The organism is Streptomyces sp. NPDC000878 (assembly GCF_053599695.1).
Genome location: NZ_JBSFMT010000049.1, coordinates 35,558 through 52,806, shown reverse-complemented (window position 1 = coordinate 52,806; position 17,249 = coordinate 35,558). Strand labels below are relative to the sequence as shown.

The following is a 17,249-nucleotide window of genomic DNA, read 5'->3' as shown; positions in this document are numbered from 1 at the left end:
AGGCCCCGGCACGCCGGGCGGGGTACCAGGTGAGCTGCCCTGGTACCGCCCGCCCACCCGCCCTCCCTCCTTCCTTTCTTCCTTTCTTCCTTCCTCGTCTCGCTCTCTTGACGTACGGAGTCTGTGTTTCCCATGGCTACATTTCTGCACCGGATCGGGCGCGCCGCATTCAAGCGCCGCTGGCTGACCCTGCTGCTCTGGGCGGTCGTACTCGGCATCGCGGGCGCCGCGGCGGCGGGCAGCAGCGGCAGCAGCAGCAACTCGAACATCACCCTGCCCGGCATCGAGGCGCAGAAGGCGTACGACGTGCTCGGCGAGAAGTTCCCCGCGGCCAACGCCGACGGGGCGAGCGCCCGCGTCGTCGTCCGGGCGCCCGACGGGGAGAAGCTGGCCGACAGCGGTCCGCGGGCCGAAGTCTCCTCACTGCTCAAGGGCCTCAAGACCTCATCGCCACGTGTCGCCTCGGTCGCCGACCCGTTCGCGGCCAAGACCATCAGCGCCGACGGCACCACCGGCTATGCCCAGGTCACGTACAAGGCCAAGGCCGCCGACCTGACCGACGCGGACCACAAACGCGTCGACGACGCCCTCGACGCCGCACGGGACCAGGGCCTGACCGTCGAGGCGTCCGGCAGTGCACTGGCGCCCGCCGAGTCGGGCAGTTCCTCCGAGGCGCTCGGGTTCGTGCTCGCCGCGCTGATCCTGGTCATCACCTTCGGCTCGTTCATCGCGGCCGGCATGCCGTTGCTGACCGCCCTGATCGGTGTCGGCGTCACCATGAGTGCCATCACCGCGCTCACTGCCGCCCTGGACCTCAGCAGCAGCACCTCGGCGCTGGCGGCCATGCTGGGCATCGCGGTGGGCATCGACTACGCCCTGTTCATCGTCTCCCGCTACCGCTCCGAACGTGCCGCAGGGCATGACGCCCGCGAGGCGGCCGCCCGGGCGAACGGGACCGCTGGTTCCGCGGTGGTCTTCGCCGGTCTGACCGTCGTCATCGCCCTGGTCGGCCTGGCCGTGGTGAACCTGCCCGTCCTCACGGCCATGGGCGTGGCGGGCGCCGGTGCCGTCGTCGTCGCCGTCCTGGTCGCCATCACCCTGGTCCCGGCGCTGCTGGCCTTTGCCCCCGACCGGGCCCTGGGGCGTGGTTCAAGCCGGAAGCCCGCCCGTACGAAGACCACCGCGACCACTGCCCTGAAGCCGCCGGCGGCGGAACGCTGGGCGGCCTTCGTCCTACGCCGCCCGTGGAAGGTCCTGCTCTTCTCGGTTCTCGGTCTCGGCGTGATCGCACTGCCCGCGACCAGGCTCGAACTGGGCCTGCCCGACGACGGTTCCAAGCCCACCGCCACTACCGAGCGCAAGGCCTACGACATGCTGACCGAGTCGTTCGGCCCCGGCTTCAACGGCCCGTTGACCCTCGTCGTCAGCGACAGCGACCCCGCGGCCACGAAGACCGCGGTCGGTCAACTCACCGACCACGTCGCGGACTTGAAGGACGTCGCCGCCGTCACCCCTGCTACGTACAACCCGGCCGGTGACACCGCGATGGTCACCGTCGTCCCCAAGAGCTCGCCCGCGAGCGAACAGACCAACGACCTCGTCCACACCATCCGCGACCTGGCCCAGGGCGTCCGGACCGCGACCGGCGCGCAGGCCCTGGTCAGCGGTACCACCGCGATGAACATCGACGTCGCCGCGAAGTTCTCCGCCGCGATGTTCCCCTACCTGGCGCTCGTCGTCGGCCTGGCCTTCCTGGTCCTGATCCTCGTCTTCCGCTCGATTCTGGTGCCGATCAAGGCGGCGCTCGGCTTCCTGCTGTCCGTCCTCGCCTCTCTCGGCGCAGTGGTCGCGGTCTTCCAGTGGGGCTGGTTCAAGGACCTGTTCGGCCTGCAGACCGCCGGTCCGATCATGAGCCTCATGCCGATCCTCCTGGTCGGCATCGTCTTCGGCCTTGCCATGGACTACCAGGTCTTCCTGGTCACCCGGATCCGTGAGGCGTACGTCCACGGCGCCGAGCCACGAGCCGCGATCACCGAGGGCTTCCGGCACAGCGGCAAGGTCGTCATCGCCGCCGCCCTCATCATGACGGGTGTCTTCGGCGGCTTCGTCGGCGGCGACGACGCCATGATCAAGTCACTCGGCTTCGGTCTGGCCGTCGCGGTGATCTTCGACGCGTTCGTGGTCCGGATGACCATCGTGCCCGCCGTCCTGGCCCTGCTCGGCCAACGGGCCTGGTCGCTGCCCGGCTGGCTCGACCGGCGCCTGCCGCACGTCGACATCGAAGGCGAGAAGCTCGGCAGCGCCATCCCCGTACCCCACGAACCCGCCCCCAGGGACGCCGACTTCACCCCGACCCGCTGAGCCCCCGATGCGCCCGCACATCCCGTGTGCGGGCGCATCACTCCAGGAGTGAGCCATGCGTAAAGGCACCGCGGTCCTCACCGTCGCGACCGTCGTCGCTCTGGTGGCCCTGTCCCAACAGGCCCAAAAACGCACGGCCGAGCTTCCGGACCTGCACGGAATGACCCTTCGCGAGGCTCAGACGGCCGCCTGGAAGGCAGGATTCAACCGGCTCGCCAGCGAGGACGCCCACTACAGCAACCGCATTCCACTACGCGGAAGCAACTGGAAGGTCTGCTCGCAGCAGCCGCCGCCTGCACGCTTGCCCCTCACCACATCCGTCACCCTGTACGTCGTGAAGAAGGGCGAGACCTGCTGAAGGCGCGTTGGCCCAGGCGGGTTCGGGCTCCACCACGGCTGTGAGCCTGGCTATTGGTCGTGCGCTCGCATGGGGAAACCCCAGGATTCCCGACGGAGTCGAGCTTGGGCGACGCGTCGAAGCTCAACGACCGGGATGACCCTGGTAGCCATGCGTCGGTACTCAGCAAAGTGCGGTGCCACGGCGACCTGCTTGGTCAGGGCCTGTCCGGGCTTGCGATTCAACGGGCGCCCGAGGCCTGGATGTCTGCTGTCAACGTCTGGATCGTGAGAGCGTGCGCGAAGTCCGGTACTTGGCAGGTGTCCTGTGCCAGATCTTCGGCGAACGCCGCGTAGAGTGCGGCGACGTTACGGGCAGGTCCCACCGGGATGGCGGCGAGTTCCGGGTTGGCAGGCTGCGGCAACTCCAGGGGGCTCAGCGTTGTTTCCGGGGTGCTCCCGCCTGCCAAGGTCAGTTCGGTGGCCTGGATGTTCCCGTTCGCCACCGGGCTGGTCAACAACAGGTCGCCCGATGTGCCGTTGATCTCCCACCGCAGATCGCCGGCGCGGGACAAGCCTCCACGGTAGAAGACCGACGCGGTGGCTCCCGACCGTAGAGCGGCGGTCACGGCGATTTGATCCGGTGCCGTCACTGGCACGTCCACGCCCTCGTCTGCGATCTGGACTACTCCGCGGCCGATTCCGAGGGTTGCGGTGACGCTGGTGATATCGCCGAGTACGTAGGTGAGCGCGTCGAGGGCGTGGCCCGTCGGCACGGTGAGAGTGGTCGCGCCGTTGGCGGCGTCGAACATGTAGGCGTGAGCCCGGTCCGTCGTCGCTCCCCAGGCCACGCCGGACCCGATCAGCGTGGTTGCCAGTGTCCGGCCGAGATAGCCCTCGTCGACAAGGTCATGCATGTGGCGCACTGCTGGCGCAAACCTTGATTGGAGTCCGATGACTGTGCGCACACCATTGGCCTCGGCGAGTTCGGCCAGTGTTCTGGCTTCCGCCGGCGTCGCCCCCAGTGGCCATTCGCTGTAGACCATTTTGCCCGCCGCGAGCGCCTGCTTGACGAGGTCGTAGTGCTGGGTGACCTTCACGGCGACAACCACAAGATCGACGCCAGGGTGGTCGATCAACTTGCGTGCATCGTCGAAGCCTTCGACGCCGTAGGCCTGTGCGGCGGCATCGGCGGACGCCCGTCGGCTCGTCGCGACCGCGCGCAACTCGAAGCCGCGCAATGCACGCAGGGCAGGGATGTGCGAGTTCGCGGCCCAACTGTCTGGCCCCGGACTGGCGCCGATCACGCCGACACCTATGGGCTTTGTCATATCTCTCTCTTCGTCCTCCGACGGTCTGAAGACCCCGGCCCGGTCACGGCAGGAGCAGAAGCTTTCCGGTCGTGCCGCGCGATTCGATGTCGGCGTGCGCTCTGGCCGCGTCCTTCAGTGGGTAGCGCGCCCCGATGCGCGCGGTGAGCTGCCCGGTTCGGATCAGATCGAAGATCTCGCCGGTGCGCGTGACAAGCGCGTCACGGGTGCGCACGTGGTCCATGACCACCGGATAGGACATCGAGATGCTGTTGGGCATGTCCCTCGGATCGAGCAGCATGCCGCCCATCAGGACGCCGTAGTACGCGTGGACGCCGTGCGTGCGCAGCGCCAGGTGGGACGAGCGCAGCGTCGCCGGCCCCCCGCCGTCGTACACGACGTGCGCGCCCTGGCCGCCGGTCAGTTCCCTGACCCGGTGCTCGAATCCGCCCCCACTGGAGACCAGGACATGGTCGGCCCCGGCCTCTTTCGCGACAGCGACTTTCTCTTCCCGGGAGACCAGGCCGATCACCGTCGCCCCGCGCGCCTTGATCATCTGAGTGAGCATCAGGCCGACGCCGCCCGCCGCCGCGTGCACGACGGTCATATCGCCGGGCGTGACGGCGTAGGTGTCCGTGATGAGGTGACTCGCCGTCAGCCCCTGCATCATCACCGCTGCGGCCGTCTCGTCGTCCACGCCGTCCGGGACCTTCACCAGGGAGGCCGCTGGGATCGCGAGCTGCTCGGCGTAGCTGCCCTTGTGGTAGTACCACGCCACGCGGTCGCCCACGGTCAGGTCACGCACACCGTCGCCCACCGCCGTGACCCGGCCCATGCCCTCGACCCCCAGGACAGTGGGAATCGGCCAGGTGGGAAGCGGCCCGGTTCGTGTGCCGACATCCATGAAGTTCACCCCAGCGGCGCCCAGCCGGACGAGTGCCTCGCCGGGACCGGGCTCCGGGTCCGGGAACTCGGTCCAGGCCATGACCTCCGGACCTCCGTACTCGCGTACGAAAATCGCGTGCATGAGAACCCTCCTAACGCCTCGCACTCCGCCGCGATCAGGTCGCGGACGAGTCTGACGCGCCGAACGCTAGGTCAACAAAAATGGACTCGCAAGTCCAGAAACGAGAGTGGCCCTGCTGCCCCCGAGTGCCCCATGGATCACAGGAGCGGCCCCCGCCCGGGGTCGGTTCCCTCGGTGATACCTGAGCACTTCAAAGTGCCCTCTTGTCGCGTTGATCCCTGTTCCGGAGACTTGGTTCAGGTACGTGAGACGTACCAGGTATTCATTGGGTACCCCTCTGGGTGTGGCGGCGGACCGCAGACTCCCGGAAGGGTGAAAGGAGGCTCAACCATGGGTGATCCGGACGACATCATGCGGAGGCTGGAGGCTCTCGAGGACGTCGAGAGCATCAAGCAGGTGAAGGCCCGCTACTTCCGCTTCGTGGACGAGAAGAAGTACGAGGAACTGGCGGCGCTGTTCACCCCTGAGGCCAAGGTCGTGACCGACGGGACCGCCTGGGACTCGGGTGCGGACATGGCCGACGTTGTCCGGGATCTCGTCGGCGCGGCCCCGACCGTCCACCACGGCCACATGCCCGAGATCCAGATCACGGGCGCGGACACGGCGTCCGGGATCTGGGCCATGGAGGACCTGCTGACCTTCCCTGCCGGAAAGGACGCCCCGGAGGGCCATGACGGCTACGGACAGTACCGGGAGACCTATCGAAAGGTCGACGGGCGCTGGCTGATCGACTCGCTGGTGCTGACTCGATTCCGGATGGACCCACTGGAGAACTGGACTCCGGGCGCCTGACGCGGAGGCTTGTCAGGCGTGTTCGGCGTCGAAAGTCGTCCTTGAGTCCAGGATGCCGCCGGAGTTGTCCTCGGCCCAACGTGCCAGTGACTGGACTATGCCCAGCAGGCTGAGTCCGCGCTCGGTGAGCGCGTAGTCGACGCGAGGCGGCTTGGTGTTGTGGACGGTCCGCGTGACGAGACCGTCACGCTCGAGCCTTCGCAGGGTGGCGCTGAGCATCCGCTGGGTAATGGGGCTGGGGCCGCTGAGGCGGCGCAGTTCGTTGAACCCGCGGGTGGTGTCGGCGAGCCTGCAGATCACCACGACCGACCACTTGTCGCCGATGCGTTCCAGCACGCTGCGAATGAGGCCATGGCCTTCCTCGCACGGTTCGGTGTCTGTCTCCTGTGGTTCCGTGATCGCCTGCGTCGTCATGCCAGGAAGTATACAAGCGTAACCAGGTATCCATTCGGCGCGATGCTGCAGATGACAGGAGCAGTCCCGTCCCGGGGACGGTTCCCTCGGTGATACCTGAGCACTTCAAAGTGCCCTCTTGCCGCGTCGATTCCTGTTCCGGAGACTTGATCCAGGTACAGAAGACATACCAGGTATCCATCAGGTACCCCGTCATCGCCGGGTCCCAGGCCCGTTGGCCCTATCGAGCACACGCAGGAGTACGCAGCAATGTCAGCACGTTTCACCGACAAGGTCGTCCTGGTCACCGGCGCCACCTCCGGCATGGGTCGTGCCGCCGCCGAGCGGATCGCCGCCGAAGGAGCGAAGGTCGTCCTGGCGGCCCGCGGCAAAGACGCCGGCGACGCCCTGGCTGCCGAACTTCGCGCCGGCGGAGCGGACGCCGTCTTCGTGGCCACAGACGTGACCGTGGAGGCCCAGGTCGCGGACCTGGTCCAGCAGGTGGTCGACCGGCACGGACGCCTCGACGCGGCCTTCAACAACGTTGGCGCGGCCACCGCGGTGGGCCCGATCGCCGGTATCGACGCCAAGGCGTGGGACGCCGATCTGGCGCTCAACCTCACCAGCGTCTTCTACGGCCTGAAGTACCAGATTCCCTTGCTGCAGGCGTCCGGTGGCGGCGCGATCGTGAACAACACCTCCAACCTCGCCGTCACCGGTGCCGCCGCCATGGCCTCCTACAGCGCCGCCAAGCACGGCGTGGTCGGGCTCACCCGGTCGGCCGCCCTCGACACGGCCGCCGCCGGCATCCGGATCAACGCCCTCGTCACCGGTGGCGTGGACACCCCGTTGCTCCGCGGCAACATGGGCATGCCGCCGGAGGAGGCCGTCCGTGCGGCCGGAGCGCTGCACCCGATCGGGCGGATCGCCCAGCCCGAGGAGATCGCGGCGTTCGTGGCCTTCCTCCTCAGCGACGAAGCAAGGTTCATCACCGGAGCCGCGCTCGCCATCGACGGCGGCATGACCGCAGCCTGACGAGGCGCCGGCGTCGGCAGGGCCTGGTCCCGCGCGCCGGATCGAGCCCGGCATGTACGAGGCGTACATGGGTGAATCGGATGGCCGCACCGGCCGTGCCGATACGCGTCGACTACGAGTTGACCCCGCTCGGACGGGATCTGTACGGCCTGCTGTCCCAGGTACGCGACTGGGCCGTCGACAAGACCGATGAGGTCCCATTTCCGTGCCGGACTTGATTGCAACTTGCCCAGCGTTTGCAGTGCTGGAGCGTTCGAATATTCAAGGGGATCAGTGAGAATTATGCGTGCAGTAGTCGTTCGGAAGGCCGGTGGACCCGAGGCTGTCGAGGTCTTGGAGGTTCCCCTCCCGGAACCAGGTCCCCTTGAGGTCCGTATCAAGGTCGCGGCCGCCGCGCTCAATCCCGCCGACGCCGCTGTGTGGGCCGGAGTCTTCAGGCCGTTGGAGGAGGTCGAATACACCGGTCTCGGTTTTGACGCTGCCGGGACGGTCGACGCGGTCGGCCCGGGTGTCCTGCTGTCCGTCGGAACCCCGGTGATCGCGTTCGACGCCCCCTTGCTGCGCCCGACGAAGGCCCAGGCCGAATACCTGGTGACCGACCTGGGTTCCATCGCGCCCGCCCCTCAGGGCATGGACCTCACACTCGCGGCGACGATCCCCCTCAACGCGATGACCGCCTCACAGGCTCTGGACCACCTCCCGCTGCGCCCCCGCGACACTTTGCTGGTCACGGGCGCCGCCGGGGCCGTTGGCGGCTACGCCGTCGAGCTGGCCAGGACCCGGGGCGTGCGGGTCATCGCGCAGGGCCGGCCCGAGGACGAGGAGTTCCTCCGCGGTCTCGGCGCCACCTGGTTCGTGTCGCGCGAGGAGGAACTGAGCGAGGCGGTGCGCCGGTTCGTGCCCGAGGGCGTGGACGGCGTGCTCGACGCGGCGGCACTGGGCGCCCTCGCGCTGGCGGCTGTCCGCGAGGGCGGCATCTTCGTGAGCGTGAGGGGCGACACGCTCCCGGCACCACAGCGGGGCGTGGCGGTACGACACACGATCGCCGGCCCCGAAGCAACCCGCCTCTCCTACCTCTCCGCGCTCGCCGAGGTGGGCGTGCTGACGCCACGCGTGGCGCAGACCTACCCCCTGTCGCAGGCCGCCGTAGCCCACGCCCGACTCGCCCAGGGCGGCCGGCGCGGCCGAATCGTACTGGTCCCCTGAACCCCGAACCCCACACACAGAGGAAAGGCGGATCGCTCGACACGATCCTCGCAGGCACTCGTTCGTGCTCCCCCCAGCCCGAGGGCACCACCGAACTCACCGACTCCGAGAAATTCTCGGCCCCGCCGCCGAACTCATCCCCATGCTCGGCCAACTCACGCCGGACGGGTTGTCTCCCGTACAGGCGGGCGGCGTGACGTCATCAACGACAACGCATGGCCCGCACACATGAGCCATGCCACTTCTTCCGGCGTTAGGGCAAAAGGCATCATGTCATTCACCAAAACCTCTCTGCTCGAACATGACTTGTCGGGAAAGACTGCAATCGTGACAGGCGCCAGCCGCGGCATCGGCGCAGCGGTCGCGCGCGCCTTCTCCGATGCCGGGGCGAGGGTGGTGCTCGTCGGGCGTTCAAAGGAGACGCTGGAGGAGGTCGCATCCGAGCTGGGGAACGACCCCGTGGTCGTGGTTTCCGACATCGGGGATCCGACAGCACCCCAGGCGATCCTTGATCAGGCCAAGGCTGCGGTGGGCCACATCGACGTCCTGGTGAACAACGCCGGCGGCGGCGAAGCAGTCGGACCGGCCAATACCCTCAAACCAGAAGACGCCGACGTCCTTTGGGCGCTCAACCTGCGGGCACCCATCCTGCTGGGCGGACTGGTCGCAGCGGATATGGCTGCGAGTGGCGGGGGCAGCATTGTCAGCATCTCGTCGGGGCTGAGCCAGCAGGGCATGCCCGGCGTCAGCCTCTACAGCGCCGTCAAGGGTGGGCTGGAGGCTGCTACCCGGTCACTGGCGGCCGAGTGGGGTGCCGCAGCAGTGCGATTCAACGTGGTGAGCCCGGGAGTGACCCGCACCCGCCTCGGTTCATGGATCTCTTCGAACGATGCGGCGCTGCACAAGTACCTGGAAAAAGTGCCGCTGAACCGGATCGGCGAACCGGAGGACGTCGCGGCCGCCGTCCTGTTCCTCAGCTCTCCGCAGAGCGCTTACATCACCGGTCAGGTGATCCCGGTCGACGGCGGGTGGATCACCAGCTCCCCCTCGCTTGCCTGAGAGTGCGACACGTGGGTTCAGACGATGATCGCGAACGTGGCCACGGAACGCCGTGACGCGTTCGACAGAACGTCGTGGCCAATGCCGTCGTCGCGCCGGCCCGGAAAAGACCGGAAGACCAGTTCAGGATTCGGAGCCACCATGAGCACCCCCATCAGCGACCCGCTCTCCCAGGGGACCCACACCATCGAGGTGGAGGGCGTTGTCCACCGCTATCACGTCCACGGGACGGGACCGCTGTGCGTCGCACACTCCGGCGGTCCGGGCATCTTCTGGGAGTACCTGCGGATGCCCGAACTGGAGCAGTACCTGACCGTCGTGTACCCGGAACCCATCGGCACCGGCGGCTCCGGCCGACTCGACTCCCACCCTCACGGCTACACACGCGATCGCTACAGCCGCTTCCTTCACGCGCTTGTCGATCACCTCGGGGCTCCCGAGGTCCATCTGCTGGGCCACTCGCACGGCGGCTTCGTCGTCCAGCACTTCGCCCTGCGCCACCCCGACCGGGTCGCCGGAATCGTGCTGTACGAGAGCGCTCCGGTCACCGGTCCCGAACACGGCGCCGAAGCGATGCGCCTGGTCCAGGAGTTCGCCGCCCGGTACGCCGACCACCCGGAGCTGCCGGGCGTCCTCGGAGCGTTCCAGGCGATCCCCGCCATTTCGAACGACGAGGAAATGGCAACGGTGGTCCGGGGGTTGCTCCCGGCGTACTTCGCCGACTACTGGGGCGAGGGCGAGAAGAAGTGGGCGGCCTTTCGCGCCTCCGTGAGCTGCACGCACATCTCGGGACTCGGCGAGGACCTTGTCCCGGATGTCATCGACGACCGTCAGGAACTGGGCACGCTCGAAGTCCCGGCCCTGGTCGTCGTCGGCCGGCACGACGTCATTTGTGGGGTGCGCTGGGCCGAGGAACTGGACAAGCTGATCCCCGAGTCGCAGCTCCTGATACTGGAGAACAGCGGACACTTCGGCCACGTCGAGGAACCCGAGCGCTTCGCCCGCGGAGTGCTGGAATTCGTGACCGCAGGGGCCGCGTAGACGTCTGGCCTGACGTCAGGCCAGACCGGCGTGGTGAACGGTCAGGGCGATCTGTACCCGGTTGGTGAGTTCCAGCTCGGTGAGGATGCGCGGGACATGAGCCTTGACCGTGGCGCGCCTCGGCGGTATCCGGCCGCCGGTCCGTCCCATGGCCCTGGGTGACACGGGCGATGAGCTGCTCGGTCACCGCAGGTGACAGCGCCGGTTCACCCGCCGTCACCCTGCGCACCGCTGCGACGATCTCGGCGGGCGAGCTGTGCTTGCGCAGGAAACCGGCCGCGCCGGCGGACAGCGCACTGAGGACCTGCTCGTCGGCCTTGAAAGGTCGTCAGCATCACGACGGCCGGCGGATCGGGGCGGGCCCGGAGCATCCGGGTTGCCTCCAGGCTGTCCACGCCGGGCATCCGGACATCCATCAGCACCAGGTTGGGTTGGGGGCGTGCTCGTCGACCAGGGCGGGGACCTCGCTGCCGTCCCCCGCGAGACGACCGACTCGGCGCTGATCACCAAGCGGGTGCTCGACCAGACGGACGGGCGTGCGTCCCAGTCGGATCACCGCGGCGTAGCGCACCGCTTGCTGCCACGGCTGCCACGCACGTCGGGACCGTGAGGGGGTCGGCTGCCGGCTTCAAGGCGCAGCGTGCTCTGCGAGTTGCAGCGCGGTAGCCCGATTCGCACGCAACGGGTGGTGTCAGTTCTCGTTGCTCGGGATGGTGCGGGTACGCGGGCGGGTTCCGGGCTGCGCGTCCTTACGGTGTTCAGCAAGGGCGGCCTCCGCGAGGTGGCGGGTGGCGATGCGGGCCAAGGCCTGCAGGGCCGCTTGCGCCTCCAGATGGTCGAGGTTGTCGGCACCCTCGACCACGAGGGGGCTGTCGCTTGTCAGGCGGGTCCAGCCGGTCTCGTCGCGTCCCACCTGGAGCGTGATGGCCCCGCCCGTCGGCAGAGTGAGGGTGACGCTCGCTCCGTCGGCCACCGCGTGTCGGCCGGTGTGCAGGACGGCTTGTCGGTAGCTGTCGGAGCTTGCCGTGAGTTCGGTTGGTTCGGCGAGGGCGGCCAAGGCCCGGCGGCTGTGGTGCGCAAGCTTCTCACCCTCGTCCGCCAGGCTGGGCAGCGTCTCTTGGGGTGTCCAGCCAGGCCCCTGGTCCGACGGTGGTTCCAGCACGTCGGCCACGGTCTCCAGGGCGCGCGACGCGGCGAGTGTCGCGCGCACGAGCGGATCGTCGGGGTCATGGGTGAACGCGGGCAGGGCGACAGCGTCGGCGATCCTGGCGACGGTGCGCACCGAGTCACCTCGGAGGGGAATTCCGCGGCCCTTCTGGGGGCCTGAGACCACTTGCTCGCGGGAGCCGATGTCGATGGCCCGGGCGGCCAGATCGGCGTAGACGGTGTCGCGGCTGACACGGGCGAGGCGGGCCAGCTCGGCAACGTTGCGGGTGCCGGCGCGCCAAGCGGCGGCCACAGCGTCGGCGCGGTCCTCGCTGAGCCGTTCCCGGCGCTCGGCCCAGGCGATGAGCGCGGACAGGGCAGCGATGCGTACTGCTTCGTTCGGTTCGGTCACACCAGCGATGCTATGTCGAGTGGGTCGACATGTCGAGTGAATCGACACATTGTTCCACGTCGCGTCCAAGGGTGGGGTCCGTACGGTCAACGGCGCGGATGCGGCGCGGGAGTTCATCGGGCCGTACCTGCCGGTCGGCGGGGGCAGCGCGCACCCCGAGCGGCTGCGGCAGCAGTTCGAGGGCGTGATCTGGCGGTTTCGGACCGGCGGGCAGTAGCGGGAGTGCCGCAGGAGTTCGGCGATTGATCGACCGTGCACAACCGTTTCTGGCAGCGGCGGGACGCCGGGGGCCTTCGAAACGCGATGCCCCGCGCCCGCATTGCGACAAGAGCGGCGCGCCGGCCCCGGTCAGGCACCCGCGACGTCGCCGGGCCCCGGCCGCACGGCACGCGCCGCCAAGGGTCGCGTGGCCGAGGTCGATCGAGGAACCGGCGGTCGGAATGGCCTGTGTGCCCCTGTCGTGACCGTCCGAAGGTGGTGCGAACGTGACGTCCAGACGCGTGAGCCCACGGAAGTTGAGACTGCGCTGCCACTGCGGCGGAGCGGTGTTTTCGAGCCGCAGGCCGGGGAGGCGTTGTCCGCGACCGTGTCCACGATGTCGATGTTCCAGGCGGCGATCCGACTGTCCACGATCTCCAGTGCGGCGAGGACGTACGCGGTGGCAGGGGCCGCGTCGGCGGGTTCGATCGCCGGAGCGGTCAGGTCGTGCGCCAGTACGAAGGCGATCTCGGCCTCGATCTTGGGCTGCAGGGTGCGTGCGATGTCGACGGGTACGCCGGCCGGGCACGCCATGGTGTCGAGCAGGACGCCGAAGTCGGGCTGACAGACGCCCAGTTGCTTCTGCGCGACCGGGTTGGCGAGCCTGACCTCGCGTCCTGCGATCCTCGCGCACCGGGGCGCGAGGGCGCCGCGTCGTGCGGGCCTCGCCGAGCCGGTTCAGCGCCTCGGCGGCGCCGGTATCGAGTGCGGTAGCGGGTACGGGCCTGTCAGTTCACCTCTCAGTTCACCTCTCACCTCACCTCGAAGGTCGTGCCGATGCCCATGCCGGTGATCCACTGGGGGACCGGCTCGTAGCTCGTCCACACGAACGGCCGGTCCACGGCGGCCTGTCCGATGAGCCAGGTGCGTATCTCGTGACCGCCGCTCCCGGCCTGCTCCTCGATGCCCTCGTCGCCCAGATCGGTGATCGGTGTGAGGTCCGCGGCGGCCAGTTGCTTGAGGAACCAGCGATCCCAGGGGGAGTTGACGTGCGCGTGCGGATCGCCGCCCATGGCCCGCACCCGGGGTTCGCGCGCCGCGGCGAAGGCCTGGAGATTCGCGCGCCCGTGGATGACCGCCTCCCGTCGCTCTCCGGCCACCGCGGGGTCGCGCGGATCGTTGGACGGAAGCCAGTGGGAGAGCCCGCCGCTGGCCACGACGAGGACGCGCCCGGGGAAGTCGGCGCCGCGGAGGGCCTCGCCGAGGGCTCTGCCGAGCTGCACACAGCGCGGCATGCTCGGCAGCGGCGGGGCGGCCGTGTTGACGATCAGGGGTACGAGGGGGACCGGACGCCCGCCGCAGACCATGTCGTAGCCCTGTGTCACTCCGTGGTCGACGGTGAGGGAGTAGGAGAGCGAGAGGTCGAATCCGGCCTCCGCGAGCGAGTCGCGTACCGACCAGGCCAGTTGTGCGGCGACCGGCAGTGGGCCGGACCGGCTGCCGAAGTCGCCGAAGCCCACGGCCTGTTCGACGCCGAGGACGAACGGCGGCATCTGGTCGTAGAAGTTCGCGTGGAAGTGGTCGGGGCCGATGACGACGACGGCGTCGGGAGCCAGCCGGGCCACTGCCTCGGCCACCCGGGCGGTGTCGGCGAGGAACCGGCCGCCGGGCTCCGAGGGCCTGCGCGGTGGCGTCATGGTGGCGAACGGCGAGTGCGAGATGCCGACCAGGCCGATGATCTCGCTCATGCGGGGTCCTTGCCGAGGACGAGGAAGTCGCGGTGGGCGCGCAGGAACTCGCCCGGCTTCTCCCACTGCGGCCAGTGGCCCGCGTCCGTGATCACGTGCAGACGGGCGTCGGGCAGCCAGCCCAGCAGGAGTTCGGCCTCGTCGAGCCCGCCGGTGGGATCGTGGTCGGTCCACAGCAGCAGCGTCGGCGCGGTGACCTTGCCGACCCAGGCCGGTCGCCAGGCGAAGTCCTTGCGGATTTCCGGGTCTTGGAGGACGAGCGTGTTGGTGATCGCCTGGAGGAACCCGGGACGGCCGTAGACCGCACGGCGGAGGTTGACCAGCTCGTCGGTCACCATCTCCTTGTGGTGGAACAGGAACTCCACCCGGCGGCGTACCGTCTCGTCGCTCGGATCCCGGACAGCGGCCAGCGTGCTCTCGCGCATCCGGACCATCACCTCCGGCTTGTCGGTGATGTTGCCGGGGGTGTTGAGGATGAGCCGCTCCACGCGGTCCGGGCGGTGCGCCGCCGTCCAGGCGGTCACCCAGCCGCCGAGCGACTCGCCGGACAGGTGCGCCGAGTCGATGCCCAGGGCGTCCATCAGCCCGAGCAGGTGGTCGGACAGGACGTCGATGGTGTACGGCTTGTCCGGCAGGTCGGACCAGCCGTGGCCGACCATGTCGTACGCCGTGACGCGGAAGTCCGCGGCCAGTCCCGCGATGTCACGGGCGTACGCCTCCAGATGCCCGCCGGTGCCGTGCAGCAGGATCAGGTCGGGGCCCGACCCGGCGCGCAGCACCCGGGTGCGCACACCGCCCACGTCGATGTGCCGGAGTTCGTGGTCCACGTCGGCCAACTCGCCCCAGATGCTGATGTGTTCGGGCAGCGTGCTCATCGCGGGTCCTCTCCGAAGCGGGCGCGGGCCTCGGCGACGGTGGCCAGGCCCGCGCTCTGCCGCCGTCCGACGCCCAGCAGGCCGAGCAGCCGGGAGTTCTCGATGGTCAGGAACTCGACCGGCTCGGTGGCTGAGGCGTTGTAGTGGCGGTGCCAGGTCCACGGCGGGGTGTAGACGAAGTCACCGGCAGACCAGGACTCGGTCTCGTCCTCGACCTCGCTGTACCCCTCGCCGCTGATGACGAAGTGCACCGTCTCGTGGTGGTGCCGCTGCATGTCCGAGCTGAGCCCCGGCGGGATGGTCTGCCGGAAGATCTCGAAGGTGGCGGTCGGCAGCTTCCCGGCGATCGAGAGCGTGGTCGGGTTGTGCACCTGGTCGGCCGGCAGCGTCTCCAGCTCCGCCGCGCGTACGACGACCGGGCGGGCGGCGCCGGGCCGCACGGTATCGGAGATCGCGCCGAGGAAATCGGCCAGCGCGAATCCGTCTCCTGACTGGGCCATCAGATCGTTTCCGTCCTTCCGCCGTCGACCGTGAGCACGGTCCCGTTGATGTAGCCCGCGTCCGCCGAGGCCAGGAACGTCACGGCCGCCCCGATCTCCTCGGGCCGCCCGGCCCGGCCGGCCGGGATGCCCGCCGCGTCCGCCGCGTCGAGGTCCTCGTACGGGACATCGGTGATCCGGGCGCGGGCGTCCAGGATCTCGCGGCGGCGCTCGGTCGAGGTGGCGCCGGGCGCCACGCAGTTGACCGTGACCCCTGCGGCCGCGAACTCCCGGGAGAGCAGCTTGGCGGCGGCGGTGACCGCGGACCGCACCACCACGGACGTCGCCAGGTCGGGCTGGGGCTGGCGCACCGCCCCCGAGGTCACGAAGACGACCCGGCCGAAACCCCGCTCGGCCATGCGCGGCAGGGCGAGCCGCGCCAGGCGCAGCGGACCGAGCAGCAGCAGTTCGAAGGCCTGCTGCCAGCGTTCGTCCTCGACCTCGAGGATGCTGCCGGGCGGGGGGCCGCCGGCGTTGAGCACGAGGACGTCGAGCGCGCCGTACCGGCTCTCCACCTCGTCGAGCGCCGCCACGGCGGACTTCGGCTCCGACACGTCGTTGACCAGCGCGTGGACGCTGCCGCCGGTGTCCCTGCCGAGCCGCAGCGCCGCGGACTCCAACCGCTCGGCCCGCCGCCCGGTGATGACGACGCGGTGGCCCGACCGCAGGAGCTGTTCGGCGACGGCGTACCCGATTCCGGCGCTGCCCCCGCCGACGAGGGCGTTACGAGCGTTGATGGCGGCCTCCTGGGTTTCGGCACCGCTGGTTCCGTGCGCCGGGGTTCGCGGGCGGCGAGCGTGCGTGCCGGGCGGTGGACGTCCGGCTGGGTACGGCTGGGTATGTGACACAGGCTCTGAGGTTTCCGGACCGGGTCACCGGTCGCGACGGGTCTATCGTGGCCCGCATGAACCCGGGAACCAACGTTGAGTCCCGCTAAGAGGGACGGCGATGCTCAGGCCACGGGCAGCCTCGACCGCGCCGCGGCGATCCTCGGCGCCTTCGACGCGACGCACCGCGACCTGACCCTCGCCGCCCTGGTCGCCCGCAGCGGTCTGCCGCGCTCCACCGCCCACCGCACCGCCGACCGGATGATCCGGCTCGGCTGGCTCGACAAGCCGAAGGACCGGTACCGGATCGGCAACCGCCTGTTCGAGATCGCGAGCCTGGCCCCGATCCGGCTCCAGCTGCGCGAGGCGGTGCTGCCCTTCCTTCAGGACCTGCACAGCGCGACCAAGGTCACCGTGCAGCTCGGGGTGCTCGACGGCACCCAGATCCTGGTCGTCGAGAAGATCACCGGCCACCGGCCGATGCCGATGCTTTCCCAGGTCGGCGGGATCATCCCGGCGCACTGCTCGGCGCTGGGCCGCGCGATCCTCGCCTACAGCGACACCGCGACCATCGACACGGTGCTGGCCGCCGGCCTGGAGCGCAGGACGCCGCGCACGCTGACCGATCCGGTGGCCGTCCTGCGCGAGCTGACCGCGATCCCGCCGCGCGGCTGGGCGGTCGAACGCGAGGAGGGCAACATCGGGGTCAGCTGTGTGGCCGCCCCGGTCTTCGGCCCGCTCGGCGAGGTCGTGGCCGCGCTGTCCGTCACCGGCCCCTCCGGCATGATCCGGGCACAGACGATCGGCCCCGCCGTACGCCTGGCCGCGGCGGCGGCGTCCCGGGCCTACTGCTCGCGCCGGTGATCGTCGCCGACGGTCGTCGACCGCCGCTGACCGGACTGGAGTCCCGCCGGGTGGGACTGATGATTGCCGATCGGGCCGCG

At 69.4% G+C, this 17,249-nt stretch carries 18 protein-coding genes and 2 pseudogenes; 10 read left to right on the top strand and 10 right to left on the bottom strand.

The genetic code is table 11. The annotated features are described in order from the left end of the window. Positions 1-132 precede the first annotated feature (132 nt). Positions 133-2,361 (top strand): MMPL family transporter, encoded by a 2,229-nt coding sequence (locus tag ACWDR4_RS33325; RefSeq protein ID WP_450413877.1) that lies wholly within the window; start codon positions 133-135, stop codon positions 2,359-2,361. 55 nt (positions 2,362-2,416) lie between these two features. After that, complete coding sequence (locus ACWDR4_RS33320; RefSeq protein ID WP_450413875.1) at positions 2,417-2,719, top strand: PASTA domain-containing protein; 303 nt, start codon at positions 2,417-2,419, stop codon at positions 2,717-2,719. A 220-nt stretch (positions 2,720-2,939) separates the two neighbouring features. Here the strand turns inward: ACWDR4_RS33320 and ACWDR4_RS33315 are convergent, their stop codons facing one another. Further along, on the bottom strand, positions 2,940-4,028 hold the full coding sequence (locus ACWDR4_RS33315; RefSeq protein WP_450413873.1) for a Gfo/Idh/MocA family protein: 1,089 nt from the start codon (positions 4,026-4,028) through the stop codon (positions 2,940-2,942). 43 nt (positions 4,029-4,071) lie between these two features. Then, positions 4,072-5,034: a quinone oxidoreductase family protein gene (locus ACWDR4_RS33310; protein ID WP_450413871.1), complete on the bottom strand. Its 963-nt coding sequence runs from the start codon at positions 5,032-5,034 to the stop codon at positions 4,072-4,074. Positions 5,035-5,364: 330 nt separating this feature from the next. Between ACWDR4_RS33310 and ACWDR4_RS33305 the strand changes: the two genes are divergently transcribed. Next, positions 5,365-5,826, top strand: a complete 462-nt coding sequence (locus ACWDR4_RS33305; protein WP_450413870.1) for a nuclear transport factor 2 family protein — start codon at positions 5,365-5,367, stop codon at positions 5,824-5,826. Between the two features lie 12 nt (positions 5,827-5,838). Here the strand turns inward: ACWDR4_RS33305 and ACWDR4_RS33300 are convergent, their stop codons facing one another. Next, the gene (locus tag ACWDR4_RS33300) at positions 5,839-6,240 is read right to left on the bottom strand and encodes a winged helix-turn-helix transcriptional regulator (RefSeq protein WP_450413868.1); all 402 of its coding nucleotides are present in this window, start codon (positions 6,238-6,240) and stop codon (positions 5,839-5,841) included. 249 nt (positions 6,241-6,489) lie between these two features. Here ACWDR4_RS33300 and ACWDR4_RS33295 point away from each other — a divergent pair, with 249 nt between their 5' ends. From ACWDR4_RS33295 to ACWDR4_RS33275, 5 genes are all read left to right on the top strand, one after another. Beyond that, entirely contained in the window at positions 6,490-7,254 is a 765-nt protein-coding gene (locus tag ACWDR4_RS33295; RefSeq protein WP_450413867.1) for an SDR family oxidoreductase, read from the top strand. Between the two features lie 80 nt (positions 7,255-7,334). Next, positions 7,335-7,472 (top strand): winged helix-turn-helix transcriptional regulator, encoded by a 138-nt coding sequence (locus tag ACWDR4_RS33290; RefSeq protein ID WP_450413865.1) that lies wholly within the window; start codon positions 7,335-7,337, stop codon positions 7,470-7,472. A 64-nt stretch (positions 7,473-7,536) separates the two neighbouring features. After that, complete coding sequence (locus tag ACWDR4_RS33285) at positions 7,537-8,460, top strand: NADP-dependent oxidoreductase (RefSeq protein ID WP_450413864.1); 924 nt, start codon at positions 7,537-7,539, stop codon at positions 8,458-8,460. A 228-nt stretch (positions 8,461-8,688) separates the two neighbouring features. Beyond that, on the top strand, positions 8,689-9,519 hold the full coding sequence (locus ACWDR4_RS33280; protein ID WP_450413862.1) for an SDR family NAD(P)-dependent oxidoreductase: 831 nt from the start codon (positions 8,689-8,691) through the stop codon (positions 9,517-9,519). A 141-nt stretch (positions 9,520-9,660) separates the two neighbouring features. Continuing rightward, positions 9,661-10,560 carry an alpha/beta fold hydrolase gene (locus tag ACWDR4_RS33275; RefSeq protein WP_450413860.1) on the top strand — a complete coding sequence of 300 codons (900 nt, stop codon included), beginning with the start codon at positions 9,661-9,663 and terminating at the stop codon, positions 10,558-10,560. Between the two features lie 15 nt (positions 10,561-10,575). Here ACWDR4_RS33275 and ACWDR4_RS33270 read toward each other — a convergent pair. Together ACWDR4_RS33270 and ACWDR4_RS33265 are read right to left on the bottom strand one after the other, a co-directional pair. Continuing rightward, positions 10,576-11,035: pseudogene (locus ACWDR4_RS33270) on the bottom strand (response regulator); the annotation flags it as partial. 216 nt (positions 11,036-11,251) lie between these two features. Beyond that, positions 11,252-12,118 carry a hypothetical protein gene (locus ACWDR4_RS33265; protein WP_450413859.1) on the bottom strand — a complete coding sequence of 289 codons (867 nt, stop codon included), beginning with the start codon at positions 12,116-12,118 and terminating at the stop codon, positions 11,252-11,254. A gap of 49 nt (positions 12,119-12,167) precedes the next feature. On the opposite strand from ACWDR4_RS33265, the pseudogene ACWDR4_RS33260 reads away from it, so the two are divergent. Then, positions 12,168-12,361, top strand: a pseudogene (locus tag ACWDR4_RS33260) (hypothetical protein); the annotation flags it as partial. A 105-nt stretch (positions 12,362-12,466) separates the two neighbouring features. Here the strand turns inward: ACWDR4_RS33260 and ACWDR4_RS33255 are convergent. The 5 genes from ACWDR4_RS33255 to ACWDR4_RS33235 all read right to left on the bottom strand — a co-directional run bounded on the left by ACWDR4_RS33255 (position 12,467) and on the right by ACWDR4_RS33235 (position 16,326). After that, positions 12,467-12,910, bottom strand: coding sequence for a hypothetical protein (locus ACWDR4_RS33255; RefSeq protein ID WP_450413857.1), 444 nt, complete (start codon positions 12,908-12,910; stop codon positions 12,467-12,469). A 218-nt stretch (positions 12,911-13,128) separates the two neighbouring features. Then, entirely contained in the window at positions 13,129-14,064 is a 936-nt protein-coding gene (locus tag ACWDR4_RS33250; RefSeq protein ID WP_450413856.1) for a DODA-type extradiol aromatic ring-opening family dioxygenase, read from the bottom strand. Further along, complete coding sequence (locus ACWDR4_RS33245) at positions 14,061-14,939, bottom strand: alpha/beta fold hydrolase (RefSeq protein WP_450413854.1); 879 nt, start codon at positions 14,937-14,939, stop codon at positions 14,061-14,063. The genes ACWDR4_RS33250 and ACWDR4_RS33245 overlap by 4 nt, the downstream gene beginning before the upstream one ends. Next, a complete protein-coding gene (locus ACWDR4_RS33240; protein ID WP_450413852.1) occupies positions 14,936-15,439 on the bottom strand; it encodes a cupin domain-containing protein in 504 nt (167 codons plus the stop codon). The genes ACWDR4_RS33245 and ACWDR4_RS33240 overlap by 4 nt, the downstream gene beginning before the upstream one ends. Beyond that, entirely contained in the window at positions 15,439-16,326 is an 888-nt protein-coding gene (locus ACWDR4_RS33235) for an SDR family oxidoreductase (RefSeq protein ID WP_450413850.1), read from the bottom strand. The genes ACWDR4_RS33240 and ACWDR4_RS33235 overlap by 1 nt, the downstream gene beginning before the upstream one ends. Before the next feature lie 75 nt (positions 16,327-16,401). On the opposite strand from ACWDR4_RS33235, the gene ACWDR4_RS33230 reads away from it, so the two are divergent. Next, complete coding sequence (locus tag ACWDR4_RS33230; protein ID WP_450413849.1) at positions 16,402-17,169, top strand: IclR family transcriptional regulator; 768 nt, start codon at positions 16,402-16,404, stop codon at positions 17,167-17,169. The last annotated feature ends 80 nt before the right edge of the window (positions 17,170-17,249 follow it).

Bases quoted from the DNA above. Each gene is read 5' to 3' on its own strand.
- ACWDR4_RS33255 (WP_450413857.1), bottom strand. From the start codon at position 12,910: ATGGCGTGCCCGGCCGGCGTACCCGTCGACATCGCACGCACCCTGCAG.
- ACWDR4_RS33305 (WP_450413870.1), top strand. From the start codon at position 5,365: ATGGGTGATCCGGACGACATCATGCGGAGGCTGGAGGCTCTCGAGGAC.
- ACWDR4_RS33240 (WP_450413852.1), bottom strand. From the start codon at position 15,439: ATGGCCCAGTCAGGAGACGGATTCGCGCTGGCCGATTTCCTCGGCGCG.
- ACWDR4_RS33325 (WP_450413877.1), top strand. From the start codon at position 133: ATGGCTACATTTCTGCACCGGATCGGGCGCGCCGCATTCAAGCGCCGC.
- ACWDR4_RS33320 (WP_450413875.1), top strand. From the start codon at position 2,417: ATGCGTAAAGGCACCGCGGTCCTCACCGTCGCGACCGTCGTCGCTCTG.
- ACWDR4_RS33250 (WP_450413856.1), bottom strand. From the start codon at position 14,064: ATGAGCGAGATCATCGGCCTGGTCGGCATCTCGCACTCGCCGTTCGCC.
- ACWDR4_RS33310 (WP_450413871.1), bottom strand. From the start codon at position 5,034: ATGCACGCGATTTTCGTACGCGAGTACGGAGGTCCGGAGGTCATGGCC.
- ACWDR4_RS33290 (WP_450413865.1), top strand. From the start codon at position 7,335: ATGGCCGCACCGGCCGTGCCGATACGCGTCGACTACGAGTTGACCCCG.
- ACWDR4_RS33275 (WP_450413860.1), top strand. From the start codon at position 9,661: ATGAGCACCCCCATCAGCGACCCGCTCTCCCAGGGGACCCACACCATC.
- ACWDR4_RS33245 (WP_450413854.1), bottom strand. From the start codon at position 14,939: ATGAGCACGCTGCCCGAACACATCAGCATCTGGGGCGAGTTGGCCGAC.
- ACWDR4_RS33295 (WP_450413867.1), top strand. From the start codon at position 6,490: ATGTCAGCACGTTTCACCGACAAGGTCGTCCTGGTCACCGGCGCCACC.
- ACWDR4_RS33280 (WP_450413862.1), top strand. From the start codon at position 8,689: ATGAGCCATGCCACTTCTTCCGGCGTTAGGGCAAAAGGCATCATGTCA.
- ACWDR4_RS33285 (WP_450413864.1), top strand. From the start codon at position 7,537: ATGCGTGCAGTAGTCGTTCGGAAGGCCGGTGGACCCGAGGCTGTCGAG.
- ACWDR4_RS33315 (WP_450413873.1), bottom strand. From the start codon at position 4,028: ATGACAAAGCCCATAGGTGTCGGCGTGATCGGCGCCAGTCCGGGGCCA.
- ACWDR4_RS33300 (WP_450413868.1), bottom strand. From the start codon at position 6,240: ATGACGACGCAGGCGATCACGGAACCACAGGAGACAGACACCGAACCG.